The sequence below is a fragment of the Pseudoxanthomonas japonensis genome (genome assembly GCF_043632995.1).
Lineage (GTDB): Bacteria > Pseudomonadota > Gammaproteobacteria > Xanthomonadales > Xanthomonadaceae > Pseudoxanthomonas_A > Pseudoxanthomonas_A japonensis.
In genome coordinates, this window is record NZ_CP171632.1 from 3,824,445 (window position 1) to 3,839,110 (window position 14,666).

Sequence of the window (14,666 nt, forward strand, 5' to 3'; positions counted from 1 at the left end):
GGTAACGCTTCATCGCGACTTGCGTCGCTCCCACGAGAGTGGATGCGTCAACCCTGCAACTCGCGCAGCGTCACCGACGGCGGCGCATCCAGCACTTTTCTCGTCGCGAACAGACCTGCAGCCAGCGCGGCCAACATGCCGAGGCCGCCGCCGATCGCAGCCAGCTGCCAGTTCGCCTTCCACGGCAGCTCGAACACCTGCGTGGCGACCACGCCCGACAGCACGGACGCGGCGATCGCCGCGACCAGCCCGGCCAGCAGGCCGATGGCGGCGAACTCCGATGCCTGCGCCAGGCGCAGCTGGCGACGGCTGCCGCCGAGCACGCGCATCACGCCGCCCTCCAGCAACCGCTCGTCCTGGCTCGCGCTCACGGCCGCCATCAGCACCAGCAGGCCGGCGGCCAACGAGAACCAGAACACCACCTGCACCACCTGCGAGACCTGCTCGGCCGTGCTGCGCACCTGCTTCAGCACGGCCTCGACGTCGATCACCGACAGATTGGGGAACTGGTTGACCAGTTCGCGGGTGAACGCGGTATCGCCCGTCGGCACACTGACGGCAGTGATGTAGCTGGCCGAATAGCCATCGAGTGCGCCCGGTGAGGCGACGACGAAGAAGTTCGGCCGGAAGCTTTCCCAGTCCACGCTGCGCAGGCTGGTGATGCGACCCTCGAAACGCTGCCCGGCGATGTCGAAGGCCACCTGGTCGCCAAGTTTCCATCCCAACCCGTCGGCGAAACCTTCCTCCACCGACAGCTCCGGCGACGCTGGCGTGCGACCTGTCCAGAATTCGCCGGCGGTCACCTTGTTGTCGTCGCGCAGCGTCGCCGCCATCGACAGGTTGAACTCGCGGTCGGCCCGGCGCTGGGTGCGCTCGTCGGCGTCCTCGTAGTCGGCGCCACTGGTGGGCTTGCCGTTGAGCTCGACCAGGCGGCCACGGATCATCGGGTAGAGATCGACCGCCGACAGGCCACGGCCCTGCATGAAGCTCTTTACCGGATCCACCTGGTCCGGCTGCACGTTGATGATGAAACGGTTCGGCGCATTCGCCGACAGCGCGAGCTGCCAGCGGTCGAGCAGGTCGGTGCGCACGAAGGTCAGCAGCAGCAGCGCCATCAGGCCCAGGCCCAGCGCCGACACCTGCGCGATCGACGTGCCCGCGCGACGACTGACGTTCGCCAGGCCGTAGCGCAGGCTGCCGCGCAGGCGCGAGCGCACGCGCCGCACCAGCAGGATCAGCGCCCACGCCAGCAGTGCGAGGACCGCGAGCGTGCCGGCGATGCCGACCAGCATCGCCGTGCCCAGCGTCGGCGAGCCCGCCTTCCACCACAGCAGCGCGCCGAGGCCGATGAAACCGGTCAACGCGACCAGCCACGCACTCGGCTCGGTACGATCGAGGTCGCGGCGCAGCACGCGCAACGCCGGTACGCGACGCAGCGCCAGCACCGGCGGCGCGCCGAAGGCGAGCAGCACGATCATGCCCACGCCATAGCCCTGCAGCGCGGGCATCAGCCCCGCCGGCGGAATATCGATCTCCAGCGATCGCTGCAGCCAACTGCCGATGCCCCATTGCAGGCCGAACGCGATCAGCACGCCGACCGTACAGGCAGCGAGCCCGAGCAGCACCAGCTCACCGACATGGATGCCGACCAGCGTGCGCTGCTGCGCGCCCAGGCAGCGCATCACCGCGGTGCCGGACAGATGCCGCTCGCTGTGCCGGCGCGCGGCCATCGCCACCGCGACGGCCGCCAGCACGACCGACACCAGCGCGGCGAGGCCGAGGAAGCGGCTGGCGCGATCCAGCGCCGAGCGGACTTCCGGCCGCGCATCCTGGATGGTCTCCATGCGCTGGCCGCGCGCCAGCTGTGGCTTGACCCCCGCTGTGAAGGTCTCGACGGCCGCGGCATCGCCGGCGACGACCAGGCGGTAGCGCAGGCGGCTGCCTTCCTGCACCAGGCCGGTGGACGGCAGATCGGCGAGATTGAGGAACACCTTCGGCGCGACGTTGAAGTAATCGAGCGCCGCATCCGGCTCCTGCGTCACCAGCGCCGCCAGTTTCAGCGTGCGCGTACCGATGCCGATCTCGTCGCCCGGCCTGGCGCCCAACGTCTCCGCGCCCGCCTGGCTGATCCACAGCGTACCCGGCGCGGGAATGCCACCGGCATCGCGTTCGACGCCGCCGGTGTGGTCGACCACGCGGAAGCTGCCGCGCAGCGGGAAGCCGTCGCCCAGTGCACGCAAGTCGCCCAGCGAGAGCGATTCGCCTGCGCGGATCATGCTCTGCAACTCCTGCGTCTCGGTCGCGCGCAGGCCCGGCGCCGCGGCCAGCGCGCGCAAGGCATCTGTCGGCGGCGCATCGCCGCGCACGACCACGTCGCCGCCGAGCAAACGATTCGCCTCGATCGCCAGCGCACGTTCCGCGCGATCGGTGACGAAGCCGACCGAAGTCACCGCGACGACGGCCAGCACCAGCGCCGCGAACAGGATGCGCACATCCCCCGCGGCGAGGTCGCGCCGCAACTGGCGCCATGCCAGCGCCAGCGTCCTCATGCGGCGGCGCCTTGCAGGCGACCGGCATCCAGCCGGATGAGGCGCCGGCATCTTGCCGCGAGGTGGTCGTCATGCGTGACCAGCACCAGCGTGGTACCGGCATCGGCATTCAGCGCGAACAGCAGTTCGATGATCGCCTGGCCGGTATGCGTATCGAGATTGCCGGTGGGCTCGTCCGCGAACAGCAGCGACGGCCGGGTGACGAACGCGCGCGCCAGCGCGACGCGCTGCTGTTCGCCACCGGACAGCTGGCGCGGGTAATGACCGAGGCGCTGGCCGAGACCAACCTTCTCCAGGATCTGCCGCGCCGGCCCTTCGACATCGGTATCGCCACGCAACTCCAGCGGCAGCATGACGTTCTCCAGCGCGGTCAGCGACGGCAGCAGCTGGAAGCTCTGGAACACGAAGCCGACCTTGTCGCCGCGCACGCGCGCCCGGCCGTCTTCATCCAGATCGGACAGGCGCTCCCCGTCCAGCGTCACCGCGCCCGTGCTGGGCACGTCGAGGCCGGCCAGCAGCGACAGCAGCGTGCTCTTGCCCGAGCCAGAGGCACCGACGATGGCGACCGTGTCGCCGTGTTCGATGCGGAAGCCGATGTCGTCGAGTATCGTCAGGTCACCATCAGGCAGCGGAACATGCTTGCCGAGGCCCTGCACGTCCAGGACGGCGTGGCGGGTGGCGGCTTCAGTGGGGAGTCTGCTGGCGTCAGCCATGATCGTCTCGTCGGTCATTTCGTGGATCATCGGGAGCACGGATTAAATGTTTCTTAATTTGAACAGGTATGGGGCCCGTCGCGCATGCATGCAATGGCTGGCGAGCCTGTCGCTGCTGCTGCTCGTCGCGTTGTTCGCACGGCCCGTCGCAGCGCAGACGGCATCGGCCGCGCCGGCCAAGGGCGTGCGCACCATCCTGGTAATGGGCGATTCGCTGTCCGCGGCCTACGGGCTCGCGCCGAACCAGGGCTGGGTATCGCTCATGGCGGACCGCATCGGCAAGACGAGGCCGGGCTGGCGCGTCGTCAACGCGAGCATCAGCGGCGAGACCACCGCCGGCGGTGCGTCGCGCATAGCGGCGGAACTGCAGCGGCACACGCCTGCGGTGGTCGTCATCGCGCTCGGCGCCAACGATGGTCTGCGGGGGCTGCCGCTGGCGCAGACGCGCGCCAACCTCGAGAAGATGATCAAGGCCGCGCAGGCCGGCAAGGCGAAGGTGCTGCTGGTCGGCATGCGCATGCCGCCGAACTACGGGCCCGACTACACGCGCGGATTCGAGCAGAACTTCAGCGCACTCGCCAAGCAGTACGACACCGCCCTGCTCCCGTTCCTGCTGGAACCCATCGCGCTCGACCGCAGTGCCTACCAGGCCGACAACCTGCACCCGGTCGCCAGTGCGCAACCCAAACTGCGCGACCACGTGTGGAAGGCCCTCGAGCCCCTCCTGCGCTGACGCCACGGACCAGTCCTACAGCCGCGTAGGATTTTTCCTACGCACATCCGGGGCGTCCGCCGAATGTGATAAGTGACACATTCGCGCACAGTTCCCACGCCGGTTCCCTGCCCGGCGTGTTGACTGGAGTCCGTCATGCCCCGCCTGCTGTTCACCATCGCCGCCAACGACAAAGGCTGGCAACTTTACGAAGGCCAGTACGGTCGCGACTGGTTCGACAACCTCGGCGATGCGCGCGAAAGCGCCAAACTGCTGGCCGCCACCCTGCACCAGCACCATGGCATACAGACCGCCGTGGTGGTCGAGATGCCCAGCAACGAAGCCATCCTGCTGGCGCGCCACGGCTAGGGCGGGTCAGTCACCGGATCGACGACACCGGCCTCGCCCGGCAACGGCAGACGCACCGTCACCCGCAACCCTGGCCGATGATCGTCCAGGTGGATCTGGCCGCCGTGGCGGTGTACCACCGCCTGCACCAGGCTCAGCCCCAGTCCGGTACCCGGCGAGCGCCGATGCCGCTCCAGCCGGTAGTAGCGATCGAACACCCGGGCACGTTCCGCGACGGGAATGCCTTCGCCCTCATCCGACACGACGATGATCGCCTCCGTCATCGAGGCCTGCACCACGACCCCAACCGCGCCATCGCCGGGCGAATACTTGATGGCGTTGTCCAGCAGGTTCGCCGTGGCCTGGAAGAGCTGGTCGGCGTCGCCGCGGACCGATACCGGTCCGATGGACGTCGCATCCATCCGGATCCCGCGCTCGACAGCGATCGGTTCGTAGAGGTCGATGGCATCGCGCGCGATCCTGTCCAGCGCCACCAGCGGATCGTCGTCCACCCTGGGCTGCGACTGCACACGCGCCAGTCGCAGCAATGCATTGGATGACGAGAGCAACTGGTCGACTTCGCCGACCGCCGCATCGAGCGCGATGGCTTGTTCTTCGTCCAATGTCTCCATGCGCAGCCCTTCCAGCCGACTGCGCAGTCGCGTCAACGGCGTGCGCAGATCGTGCGCGATGTGGTCCGTGGCGTCGCGCACGCCGGTCAGCAGCCCGCCGATACGATCCAGCATCGCATTGAAGCGCATCGCCAATCGTTCGAAGGCGTCATCGCTTCCGTCGAGCGGTACCCGACGGTCGATTTCGCCGTCGCCGACCTGCGCCGCCGTTTCCTCGAGGCGGCGCAGGCGGTGCGTCACTAGCGCGCGATCAGGTGGCCCAGCAGCGCGCCGAGCAGCAACGCGAACACCGTCGCCATCAACACCGTGCGCACCGCCAGTGTGTTGAAGCCAGCCGCGGCCCGCATCCTCAGACCCGCCGCCAGGTAGATGCCTCCATCGAGCCTGCTGACATGCACGCGTCGTGGCGTACCTTCCGGTTCGTCCGCCAACGACAGCCACCCTGTCCGCAACGCGGACGGCGGCATGTCCCGCAGGTTGCCTGCCAGCAATGCACCCGTGCGCGCATCGATGACGGCGTACAGGGCATCGGGATCGATGCCGTCGGCCACGCGCTGGCGCACCTCCGACACCAGCACCTCGCGCCCGTCGCGCCGGTACAGATCGGCCAGCCCGCCGGCGTCGGCCATTGCGCGCTCGCGGGCGTCGTATTCCAGCAGCGATGAAAGCGTGACGTAGGCCACGGCCGACAGCAGCCAGAAGCCTGCGAGAAACGCCGCCGCGGCACCCCACGCGAGTCGTGCGGTGGTCGATCGCAGCGATGGGCGCGGACGCTTCATCCGCCGAGGCGGTAGCCCGCGCCCCTGACCGTGTGCAGCAGCGACGGCTCGCCGGGGCCTTCGAGCTTCTGGCGCAGCCGGCTGACATGCACGTCGATGACATTGGTCTGCGGGTCGAAGTGGTAGTCCCACACGGCTTCCAGCAGCATGGTCCGTGTGACCACGCTGCCGGCTTGCCGCATCAGGTATTCGAGCAGGCGGAACTCGCGCGGTTGCAGGTCGATGCGCCGTTCGCCGCGGGTCGCACGCCGCGACAGCAGGTCCAGCTCAAGGTCGGCCACGCGCAGGCGTGTCGTGGGCGCCTCGCTTCCGCCGCGCCGCCTGACGTTGTCCATGCGGGCACTGAGTTCGGCGTAGGCGAACGGTTTGGCGAGGTAGTCGTCGGCGCCCGCCTTCAGCCCTTCCACCCGGTGGTCGACGTCGGACAGCGCCGTCAGCAGGATCGCCGGCGTCGCATTGCCCGCCGCGCGCAAGGCCCGCAACAGGCTCAGGCCGTCCAGCACCGGCACCATGCGGTCGATGACCAGCACGTCGTAGCGCTCTGTCGTGGCCAGGAACAGGCCGTCGCGACCGTTGTCGACGTGGTCGGGTACGTGCCCTTCCTCGCGCATCGCCTTGCAGACGAAGGCCGCGGTATGGGGGTCATCCTCGATCAACAAGGCGCGCATCGTGCCTCCCGTGGATGCCCATGGTAGCGCCGCCGCACGCAGGCGGCGGGCCACCCGGTGCAGTGGTTCAGCTCTTCTTCGCGGCGGCCTTGGCGTCCTCGCAGCGGCCCTGCTTGTCCTGCTTCTGGTGTTCGGCGCACTTGGTGGCGTGGGCAGGCTTGGCGGCCGTGGTCTTGGCGCCCGGCGCGATGGACGGTGCCGGCGTGGCGGCGAACGCGGTGGCGCCTACCAGCGACAGGGCGAGAGTCATCAGGGAATAGCGCAGCTTCATGGGAATGTTCCTCGATAGGGCGTGATGCGGTGGGCCAATTCCCACCGTGGCGCCACTCTGCGCCTCGCCGCCTCACGGCGGTCTTGCCGGTGGATTACAGTTTCGTCATGCGGCAGCGGTGGCCTAAAGCCTGCGGGCACGAACGCCACCTCACTCCACGCACCACGGAGAACGTCCATGGCCGGGACCGCCGATGGCATGATGCCCGCTCCTCCACGCCAGGATGGGCGTCATGGGCAAACAGGCATTCGAAGCATCGCTGGCGACCGGCCGGCACCGGCAACTCGCGCAGATGGCTGGCGACTGGGAAGGCCGCTTCCGCTTGTGGTTCTCGCCTGACCTACTGGCCTGCGAAGCGCCGCAGCGCGGGCGCATCCGCAGCGTGCTGGGCGGACGCTTCCTGATCCACGAATACGAAGCCCGCTACAACGACGAACCTGTCGAGGGCGTCGTGATGTACGGCTACCACCTGGACGAAGGGAACTGGGAATCCGCCTGGGTGGAAAGCTTCGGCACCGGCACCGGCATCATGTTCTCGACCGGCAGCGGCCGTGCCCCTTGCGCCGATGTACTCGGCAGTTATGGCGACGGACAGGGCGGCCCGCGTTGGGGCTGGCGCACGACGCTGGATCAGCCCGACCCGGACACGCTGGTCATCAGCATGTTCAACATCACCCCGCAGGGCGAGGAGATGCGGGCGGTGGAGACGCGCTACACCCGGGTCAGCCGCTGATCCCGGCCAGCTGCCGAAGCGCCTGTTCGAACACCTCGGGTGGCTGGCCGCCCTGCACCAGGTGGCGATCATTGAAGATCACCGACGGCACCGCGCGGATGCCGTGCTGCTGGTAGAAGTGCTCGCGTTCGCGAACCTGGGCGGCATAGGTGTCCGTCTCCAGGATGCGCCGCGCTTCGCCGGCATCCAGGCCGACCGCCGCGGCGATGTCCACCAGCGTGTCGCGGTCGGACACGTTGCGCCCGTCGCCATGGTAGGCCTGCAGCAGCGCGCGCTTGAGCGCCTGCTGCTGCGCCGCGCCGAGCTCGCCCGCCCAGTGCAGCAGACGGTGCGCGTCGAAGGTGTTGTAGATGCGGTCGCGCTTCTGCAGATCGATGCGCACCCCGAGCGCTTCGCCACGCTGTCGCAGCGCTTCGCCGTTCTGCGCCAGCTGCTCCGCGCTTAGCCCGTACTTGCGACCGAGGTGGTCCGCGATGGACTCGCCCTCGGCGACCATGTCGGGGTTCAGTTCGAACGGCTGAAAGTGCAGCTCCACCTGCAGGTCGCCACCCACGCTGGCGATGGCGCGCTCCAGCGCCGCCAAGCCGATCGCGCACCAGGGACAGGCGACGTCGGAGACGAAATCGATCTTCACAGGCTTGGACATGCGCTGCGCCTCATTCCTTCGCGGTGTTCTTGTAGACGCGGCCCTGCTTCATCACGAAGCCGACGTTCTCCAGCACGGCGACATCCTGCAGCGGATCGCCGTCGACGGCGATCAGGTCGGCGGAGTAGCCCGGCTTCAGCACGCCCACGTCCTTGTCGATGCCGAACAGGCGCGCGTTGACCACTGTGGCCGACCGGATGGCCTGCAGAGGGGTCATGCCGAACTGCACCATGCGCGAGAACTGACGCGCATTGAGGCCATGCGGATAGACGCCGCCATCGGTGCCGAAGCCCATGATGGCGCCGGCCTGGTGCGCCTTGCGGAAGTTCTCGCGCTGGGTGGCGCCGACGCGGCGCTCCTTCTCCAGCGACTCCGGCAGGAAGCCGGCCTTCTCGCCTTCGCCGAGGATGTACTCGGTGTTGTAGATATCCATCACCAGCACGGCGCCGTGCTTCTTCGCCAGCGCGATGCCTTCGTCGTCGATGAAGCTGGCGTGCTCGATGGAGTCCACGCCGGCCAGCAGCGCATTGCGGATGCCGGTGGCGCCGTGCGCATGCGAGGCGACCTTGCGGCCCAGCGCATGCGCTTCGTCGACGAGGGCCTTCAGTTCTTCCAGCGAATACTGGGGCGCGCCGACTTCGGTGCCCTTGGACAGCACGCCGCCGGTCGAGCACGTCTTGATGAAGTCGGCGCCGAACTTCACGTCCTGCCGCACCTTCTGGCGCACGGCCCACGGGCCGTCGGCCACGCCCTCGCCCACCGCCTTGTATTCGGCAGGCAGCAGGTTGTTGTCGCTGCAGTGGCCGCCGGTGATGCCGATGGCGATGCCTCCCGCCAGGATGCGCGGCCCCTCCACCTCACCGTTCGCGATCGCATCGCGCAGCGCCACGTCCGCGTAGCCCGGCGATCCCGGCACGCGCACGGTGGTGAAGCCGGCGAGCAGCGTGGTGCGTGCGTTCTTCGCACCCTTGATGGCGGCGGCCGGCAGCGAGATCGCCAGGCGACGATAGCCCTGCAGGTCGGCATCGCCATGCAGGTGCACGTGCGCATCCATCAACCCGGGCAGCACGGTCTTCGTCGACAGGTCGTGCACCGTCGCGCCGGCCGGTACGGGCGTGCTCGCGGCCGGGCCGATGGCGGTGATGCGCGCGTCCTCGATGACGATGGCCTGATCGGTCAGCACGCGACCCGATTCGACATCCAGCAGGCGGCCCGCCTTGACGTAGGTCGTCGCCGCGAACGCGGGCGCGCAGGCGACGGACAGGACGGCGGCGAGGACATTCACCACACGGGCGTGCAGGCGCATCGGAACTCCGGGACTGACAAGGAGGCGTGACTCTAGCAATTCCTCCCGCTTGGGAGGGTCGGCCTCGACAGCTGATTTTGTAGGAGCGCCCCTTGGGCGCGATGCTGTTCTCGCGATTTCACCCAGCGCATCGCGCCCATGGGGCGCTCCTACAGGATCACGAGGCCGACGGATCGTGCGACGTGGCCGTCAGACCGGGGTGGGATTGCGGTAGGCGAAGCCGGCCTGGTGCCAGTACGGATACGGTTTCGGACGCTGGCTGGCAGCATCCAGCTTCGCCACGTGCTCCGCGGTCAGGTTCCAGCCGACCGCACCGAGGTTCTGCTTCAGTTGGTCCTCGTTGCGCGCACCGATCACCACGGTGCTGACGGTCGGCCGCTGCAGCAGCCAGTTCAGCGCGACCTGCGGGATCGACTTGCCGGTTTCCTGCGCGATCTCGTCCAGTGCATCGACCACGTCGTACAGGTACTCGAGATCGACCTGCGGGCCGGCGTCCTGCGCGGTCTGCGACTGCAGGCGGCTGGTCTCCGGCAGCGGCTGGCCGCGGCGAATCTTGCCGGTCAGGCGGCCCCAGCCCAGCGGGCTCCACACCACGGCGCCGACGCCCTGGTCGGCGGCGAGCGGCATCAGTTCGTGCTCGTAGTCGCGGCCGACCAGCGAGTAGTAGGCCTGGTGCGCGACGTAGCGCGTCCAGCCATGGCGGTCGGCGGCGGCGAGCGACTTCATCAGGTGCCAGCCGGAGAAGTTGGAGACGCCGAGGTAGCGGATCTTGCCGGCCTTCACCAGCGTATCCAGCGTGGACAGTACTTCCTCCACCGGCGGGCGCGCGTCGAAGCCATGCAGCTGGAACAGGTCGATGTAGTCGGTACCGAGCCGCTTCAGCGCGGCATCGACGGCATTGATCAGGTGGTGGCGTGAGGAGCCGACCTGGTTTTCGCCGTCGCCGAAGCGGAAGGTCGCCTTGGTGGAAATGATCAGCGCGTCGCGCGGCCTGCCCTTGATGGCTTCGCCGAGGATCTCCTCGGCCGCGCCCTTCGAATAGACGTCGGCGCTGTCGAACATGTTGAGGCCGGCATCGAGGCAGACGTCGACCAGGCGGCGTGCCTCGGCGACGTCGGTGCTCCCCCATGCGCTGAACAACGCCCCCTGCCCGCCGAAGGTGCCTGTGCCGAAGGAGAGGACGGGCACGCGGAAGCCGGATGCGCCGAGGTAGCGGTATTCCATGGGAGGGATCCTGAAACGGGGGAGTGCGCCATTGCACTCCCCCGTCGTCGCGACGGCAACCCCTCGCGATGGAACGCTTAGTTCGCGCTCGCCGCCGGTCGCACGATGACTTCGCTCACATCCACGTCGTCGGGTTGCTCCACCGCATAGGCGATGGCGCGCGCGATCGCCTCGGCGGGAATCGCGACCTGGCGGAAGTCCTCGAGCCATGCCTTGATGCCGGTGTCGCTGGTGGTCTCCGCCAGTTCGCTGGTGGTCACGCCCGGCGAGACGACGGTGACACGCAGGTTGTCGTGTTCCTGCCGCAGTCCTTCGGACAGCGCGATCACGGCATGCTTGGTGGCGCAGTACACCGCAGCGCTGGGCCACACGCGATGGCCGGCGGTGGAGGCGACGTTGATGATCTGGCCGCCGCGCTGGGCCTGCATCACCGGCAGCGCGGCGGCGATGCCGTGCAGCACGCCGCGGAGGTTGACGTCGATCATCTGGTTCCATTCGTCGATCTTCAGTGCAGCCAGCGGCGACAGCGGCATCACGCCTGCATTGTTGACGATCACGTCGAGCCGGCCGAACTCGTTGCGGGCGAAGTCGACGAAGGCCTGCACGTCGTCGAGACGGGTGACGTCGAGCGCACGCTGGCGGGCGGTACCGCCGGCGGCTTCGATCCCGGCGACCAGCTGCTCGAGCCGGTCGGTGCGGCGTGCGCCGAGCACGACCTTCGCGCCGCGGCGGGCGAGTTCGCGGGCGGCGGCTTCGCCGATGCCGCTGCTGGCACCGGTGATGGCGATGACTTTTCCTTCGATTCCGGACATGGGACACCTCGTTGGGGGAAGCGCGGCGCGGGGTGCGCCGGCACGGAGCGCAGTCTGGGCGCCGGGCCCGCGGCCTCGATATCCGGTTCCTCGTCGATCCTTGCCCGATCCTGCCAAGGCCAGCCACAAGCCGTTCCATCCGCGCGCCCGCTGCGTAGACTCGTTTCCATCCTCTTCGCCCGTTCCACAGGCAGGCCCCATGCCCCACACTCCCCCTCCCCTTGGCGACCGCGTCCACGAACTGGCCGGTCTGATTGAACGATCCACCGGCAAGGACGGCTTCCACACCACGGCGATCCCGGCGCTGAACTTCTCGCGGCTGAGCGCCCCGATGGAGTTGCCGATGCGCGGCGTGCAGGAAGCGGCGCTCTGCCTGATCGTGCAGGGCGCCAAGCGCGCGATCCTGGCCGACGAGGTCTACGACTACGACGCCAGCCGCTTCGTGGTCGCCTCGGTGGACCTGCCGGTGACCGGCCAGGTGACCGAAGCCTCGGCAGAAGCGCCTTATCTCTGCCTGATCCTGAAGCTCTCGGCCGCGACCATCGCCGAGATGGTCACCGAGGCCGAATCGGCCAAGGCACCGCTGCCGCCGCCGTCGCGCGGCCTGTTCCTGCAGCCGAGCAGCGTGGAAATGCTGGATGCGGCGATCCGGCTGGTGAAGCTGCTGGACACACCGCGCGACATCCCGCTGCTGGCGCCGCTGGTGGAACGCGAAATCCTCTACCGCGTGCTGTGCAGCCCGCAGGGCGCGATGCTGCGTCATATCGGCATCGCCGACAGCCAGGGCCAGCGTGTCGCGAAGGCGATCCACTGGCTGCGCGAGCACTACGCCAAGCCGCTGCGCATCGACCACATCGCCCGCGAAGTGCACATGAGCGCCTCGGCGCTGCACCACCACTTCAAGGCCGTCACCGCGATGAGCCCGCTGCAGTACCAGAAGCAGCTGCGCCTGCAGGAAGCTCGCCGGCTGATGCTCAGCGAAGTGCTGGATGCGGCGAGCGCCGGCCATCGCGTCGGCTACGAAAGCCCGTCGCAGTTCAGCCGCGAATACAGCCGCATGTTCGGCGCGCCACCGGTGCGCGATGTCGAGCGGCTGCGCAACCTCTGAACGGCGTGGAAACATGGACTGAACGCCAGGCGGCACGGGACGGCATGCGTGGTTGTCCGGCCCCGGTTGCGGGCGCACACTTCATGTGACATCCACGGAGGACCCGCCATGAAGGCGCCTGCCCTGCTGCTCACCGCCCTGGTCGCGCTCGCCGTTGCCGCGCCCGCCGTGGCGGCCCCCAAGACCGTCACCGATCCGACCCTGCCGCGCAGCGTGCCCGCCGACGGTGGCGCGGTCAGCGTCAGCTGGACCGACCCCGCGCAGTTCAGCGAGATCAAGTACAGCGGCAACCGCTGGGAAGCCGAGCGCGGCAGCTGGGTCACCCAGTTGGCCACCTACCTGCGCGACGAGGCCGGCCAGCGCCTCGCCCGCGGCCAGACCTTGGACGTCACGATCTCCGACATCGACCGTGCCGGCCGTTACGAGCCGACGGTGCGCGCCGGCATGAACGACATCCGCATCGTGAAGGACCTCTACCCGCCGCGCATGACGCTCAACTTCACGCTGAAGGGCGCGGATGGACAGGTCGTGGCCGAGGGCGAACGCAAGCTGGTCGACCACGCGTTCCTGATGGGCACGCAGATCAACAACAACGACAACCTGCGCTACGAGAAGCGGCTGATCGACGACTGGCTGCGCAAGGAATTCCGCAGCGGCGCAGCCCTGACCTCGACGCCCTGATATCCACTGGTGTTCCGCGACATGCAGGCCCCGCTCACCGCGGGGCCTGTCCGTTTCCGTCGTCCGATTCGTGCGGGTAGACCGCCGAGACGGTGCACTGGATGCGGATGCCGCGGCGCGACCAGCGTCGCTCGTCACCGGGTATCAAGGCGTCCGCGTTGCCCGAATCGAAGACGCTGTTGCCGCCGCTATCCTGTGCCACCACCCGGTCGCCGGGATTGCCGCAAATGAGTCCGATGCCCACGCCCGAACGGAACGTGATCGCAGGCGCCGAATCCAGGTCCGGGCACGACTGCGCGAGTTCGACACGGTAGTAGCGGTGCCCGCCAGAACGCTTCGGCGACAGCTCCACCAGCATGCCCTGCTTGTCTTCCGACCAGGCGCGCAGGTAACGGGGGTTGAAGCAGAAGTTCGACGAGCCAGCGAAGCCGTGTCGGCGCGGCGCGCGTACCTGCACGGTGTCCAGCGTGGTCACGCCGTCGTCCGACACCTGCGAGGCGCGGGCGAGCGCCGCGTACTCGCGCGCATCGACGGTGGCGATGGCGGCCACCGCGCACGTGGCATCGCCGATACGCACGTATTCCCGCCCGGTGCCGCACACCCAGCCCTCGCGTGCCAGCAGCACCGCCTGCGCCTGGCTGGCGCCCGGGCAGCCTTCCGCCAGATCGATGCGGAAACGCTGGCCGTCGCGGCCCTGCACGGCGAGCAGAGCGGGCGACACTTGGCGCACTTCGTCCATCTGGCGGGCATCTAGGCAACCGGGGGCGGGCGGGATGCGCGGCGTCGGCGCAGGCGTCTGCGCGTGGGCCGCGGTCAGCGGCAGGGCCAGCGCCCACATGGCCAGTATCCGTCGCATCCGTGCTGCTCTCCCTGGAAGTGCGCCGATGGTAAACCAGGGTTGTGGCGTGCTGGCGCAGACACCATATCGGACGCATCCCTTCCGCGGAGCTCGCTAATGACCGTCTTCGATCTCACCCCGCCCACCGATGCGCAGCGCGAGACCCTGATCGCGGGACTGAGCGAGGAAGAGCGCCGCGTGCTGCTGCACCATGGCACCGAGGCGCCGTTCTGCGGCGTGTTCCTGGACAACAAGCTGGACGGCGTCTACACCTGCCGCCTGTGCGGATTGCCGCTGTTCCGTTCCAGCGCCAAGTTCGATTCGGGCACCGGCTGGCCGAGCTTTTTCCAGCCCGTCGACGAGGCCCATGTCGGCCGCATCCGCGACAGCAGCTACGGGATGATCCGCACCGAGATCGTCTGCGCGCGCTGCCAGTCGCACCTGGGCCACGTGTTCCCGGACGGCCCGCCGCCGACCGGCGAGCGCCACTGCCTGAATTCGGTGTCGCTGGCCTTCACCCCGAACGGCGACGCCTTGCCCGATCCCCTGCACCGCGGCGGTCCGGAAGCGCAGCCGGCCGGATAGGCTCGCGTCCGGGCTGTCATAAGACCGGCACATGACGGCGGTAGCCTGAACGTCATTTCCC

The 14,666-nt window shown here is 68.7% G+C and carries 17 protein-coding genes; 6 read left to right on the plus strand and 11 right to left on the minus strand.

The genetic code is table 11. The annotated features are described in order from the left end of the window. Positions 1 to 47: 47 nt before the first annotated feature. Entirely contained in the window at positions 48 to 2,549 is a 2,502-nt protein-coding gene (locus tag ACGHX3_RS17930; RefSeq protein WP_394695757.1) for an ABC transporter permease, read from the minus strand. Further along, positions 2,546 to 3,262: an ABC transporter ATP-binding protein gene (locus ACGHX3_RS17935; RefSeq protein ID WP_394695758.1), complete on the minus strand. Its 717-nt coding sequence runs from the start codon at positions 3,260 to 3,262 to the stop codon at positions 2,546 to 2,548. Before ACGHX3_RS17935 ends, ACGHX3_RS17930 begins: the two co-directional genes overlap by 4 nt. Before the next feature lie 88 nt (positions 3,263 to 3,350). Between ACGHX3_RS17935 and ACGHX3_RS17940 the strand changes: the two genes are divergently transcribed. Continuing rightward, entirely contained in the window at positions 3,351 to 3,995 is a 645-nt protein-coding gene (locus tag ACGHX3_RS17940) for an arylesterase (protein WP_394695759.1), read from the plus strand. Between the two features lie 135 nt (positions 3,996 to 4,130). Continuing rightward, positions 4,131 to 4,343, plus strand: coding sequence for a hypothetical protein (locus ACGHX3_RS17945; protein ID WP_162338044.1), 213 nt, complete (start codon positions 4,131 to 4,133; stop codon positions 4,341 to 4,343). Here ACGHX3_RS17945 and ACGHX3_RS17950 read toward each other — a convergent pair. The 4 genes from ACGHX3_RS17950 to ACGHX3_RS17965 all read right to left on the minus strand — a co-directional run bounded on the left by ACGHX3_RS17950 (position 4,340) and on the right by ACGHX3_RS17965 (position 6,672). Further along, a complete protein-coding gene (locus ACGHX3_RS17950; RefSeq protein WP_394695760.1) occupies positions 4,340 to 5,194 on the minus strand; it encodes an ATP-binding protein in 855 nt (284 codons plus the stop codon). The genes ACGHX3_RS17945 and ACGHX3_RS17950 overlap by 4 nt on opposite strands. Then, entirely contained in the window at positions 5,194 to 5,733 is a 540-nt protein-coding gene (locus ACGHX3_RS17955) for a hypothetical protein (RefSeq protein WP_394695761.1), read from the minus strand. The genes ACGHX3_RS17950 and ACGHX3_RS17955 overlap by 1 nt, the downstream gene beginning before the upstream one ends. Then, positions 5,730 to 6,401 (minus strand): response regulator transcription factor, encoded by a 672-nt coding sequence (locus ACGHX3_RS17960; RefSeq protein WP_313929195.1) that lies wholly within the window; start codon positions 6,399 to 6,401, stop codon positions 5,730 to 5,732. Before ACGHX3_RS17960 ends, ACGHX3_RS17955 begins: the two co-directional genes overlap by 4 nt. 67 nt (positions 6,402 to 6,468) lie before the next feature. Further along, positions 6,469 to 6,672, minus strand: a complete 204-nt coding sequence (locus ACGHX3_RS17965; protein ID WP_394695762.1) for a hypothetical protein — start codon at positions 6,670 to 6,672, stop codon at positions 6,469 to 6,471. Between the two features lie 232 nt (positions 6,673 to 6,904). On the opposite strand from ACGHX3_RS17965, the gene ACGHX3_RS17970 reads away from it, so the two are divergent. After that, entirely contained in the window at positions 6,905 to 7,405 is a 501-nt protein-coding gene (locus ACGHX3_RS17970; RefSeq protein WP_394695763.1) for a DUF1579 domain-containing protein, read from the plus strand. Here the strand turns inward: ACGHX3_RS17970 and ACGHX3_RS17975 are convergent. The 4 genes from ACGHX3_RS17975 to ACGHX3_RS17990 all read right to left on the minus strand — a co-directional run bounded on the left by ACGHX3_RS17975 (position 7,395) and on the right by ACGHX3_RS17990 (position 11,393). Then, a complete protein-coding gene (locus ACGHX3_RS17975) occupies positions 7,395 to 8,051 on the minus strand; it encodes a DsbA family oxidoreductase (protein ID WP_394695764.1) in 657 nt (218 codons plus the stop codon). The genes ACGHX3_RS17970 and ACGHX3_RS17975 overlap by 11 nt on opposite strands. Before the next feature lie 10 nt (positions 8,052 to 8,061). Beyond that, positions 8,062 to 9,357 (minus strand): amidohydrolase family protein, encoded by a 1,296-nt coding sequence (locus ACGHX3_RS17980; RefSeq protein ID WP_394695765.1) that lies wholly within the window; start codon positions 9,355 to 9,357, stop codon positions 8,062 to 8,064. A gap of 189 nt (positions 9,358 to 9,546) precedes the next feature. Beyond that, a complete protein-coding gene (locus ACGHX3_RS17985) occupies positions 9,547 to 10,581 on the minus strand; it encodes an aldo/keto reductase (RefSeq protein ID WP_394695766.1) in 1,035 nt (344 codons plus the stop codon). Between the two features lie 77 nt (positions 10,582 to 10,658). Then, positions 10,659 to 11,393, minus strand: a complete 735-nt coding sequence (locus ACGHX3_RS17990) for an SDR family oxidoreductase (RefSeq protein ID WP_394695767.1) — start codon at positions 11,391 to 11,393, stop codon at positions 10,659 to 10,661. Positions 11,394 to 11,592: 199 nt separating this feature from the next. Here ACGHX3_RS17990 and ACGHX3_RS17995 point away from each other — a divergent pair, with 199 nt between their 5' ends. Together ACGHX3_RS17995 and ACGHX3_RS18000 are read left to right on the plus strand one after the other, a co-directional pair. After that, the gene (locus ACGHX3_RS17995) at positions 11,593 to 12,501 is read left to right on the plus strand and encodes an AraC family transcriptional regulator (RefSeq protein WP_394695768.1); all 909 of its coding nucleotides are present in this window, start codon (positions 11,593 to 11,595) and stop codon (positions 12,499 to 12,501) included. A 108-nt stretch (positions 12,502 to 12,609) separates the two neighbouring features. Beyond that, entirely contained in the window at positions 12,610 to 13,182 is a 573-nt protein-coding gene (locus ACGHX3_RS18000; RefSeq protein ID WP_162338801.1) for a DUF3016 domain-containing protein, read from the plus strand. A gap of 34 nt (positions 13,183 to 13,216) precedes the next feature. Here the strand turns inward: ACGHX3_RS18000 and ACGHX3_RS18005 are convergent, their stop codons facing one another. Beyond that, a complete protein-coding gene (locus tag ACGHX3_RS18005; RefSeq protein WP_238391310.1) occupies positions 13,217 to 14,020 on the minus strand; it encodes a hypothetical protein in 804 nt (267 codons plus the stop codon). Between the two features lie 117 nt (positions 14,021 to 14,137). Between ACGHX3_RS18005 and msrB the strand changes: the two genes are divergently transcribed. Continuing rightward, positions 14,138 to 14,605, plus strand: coding sequence for a peptide-methionine (R)-S-oxide reductase MsrB (msrB, locus tag ACGHX3_RS18010; protein WP_394695769.1), 468 nt, complete (start codon positions 14,138 to 14,140; stop codon positions 14,603 to 14,605). The last annotated feature ends 61 nt before the right edge of the window (positions 14,606 to 14,666 follow it).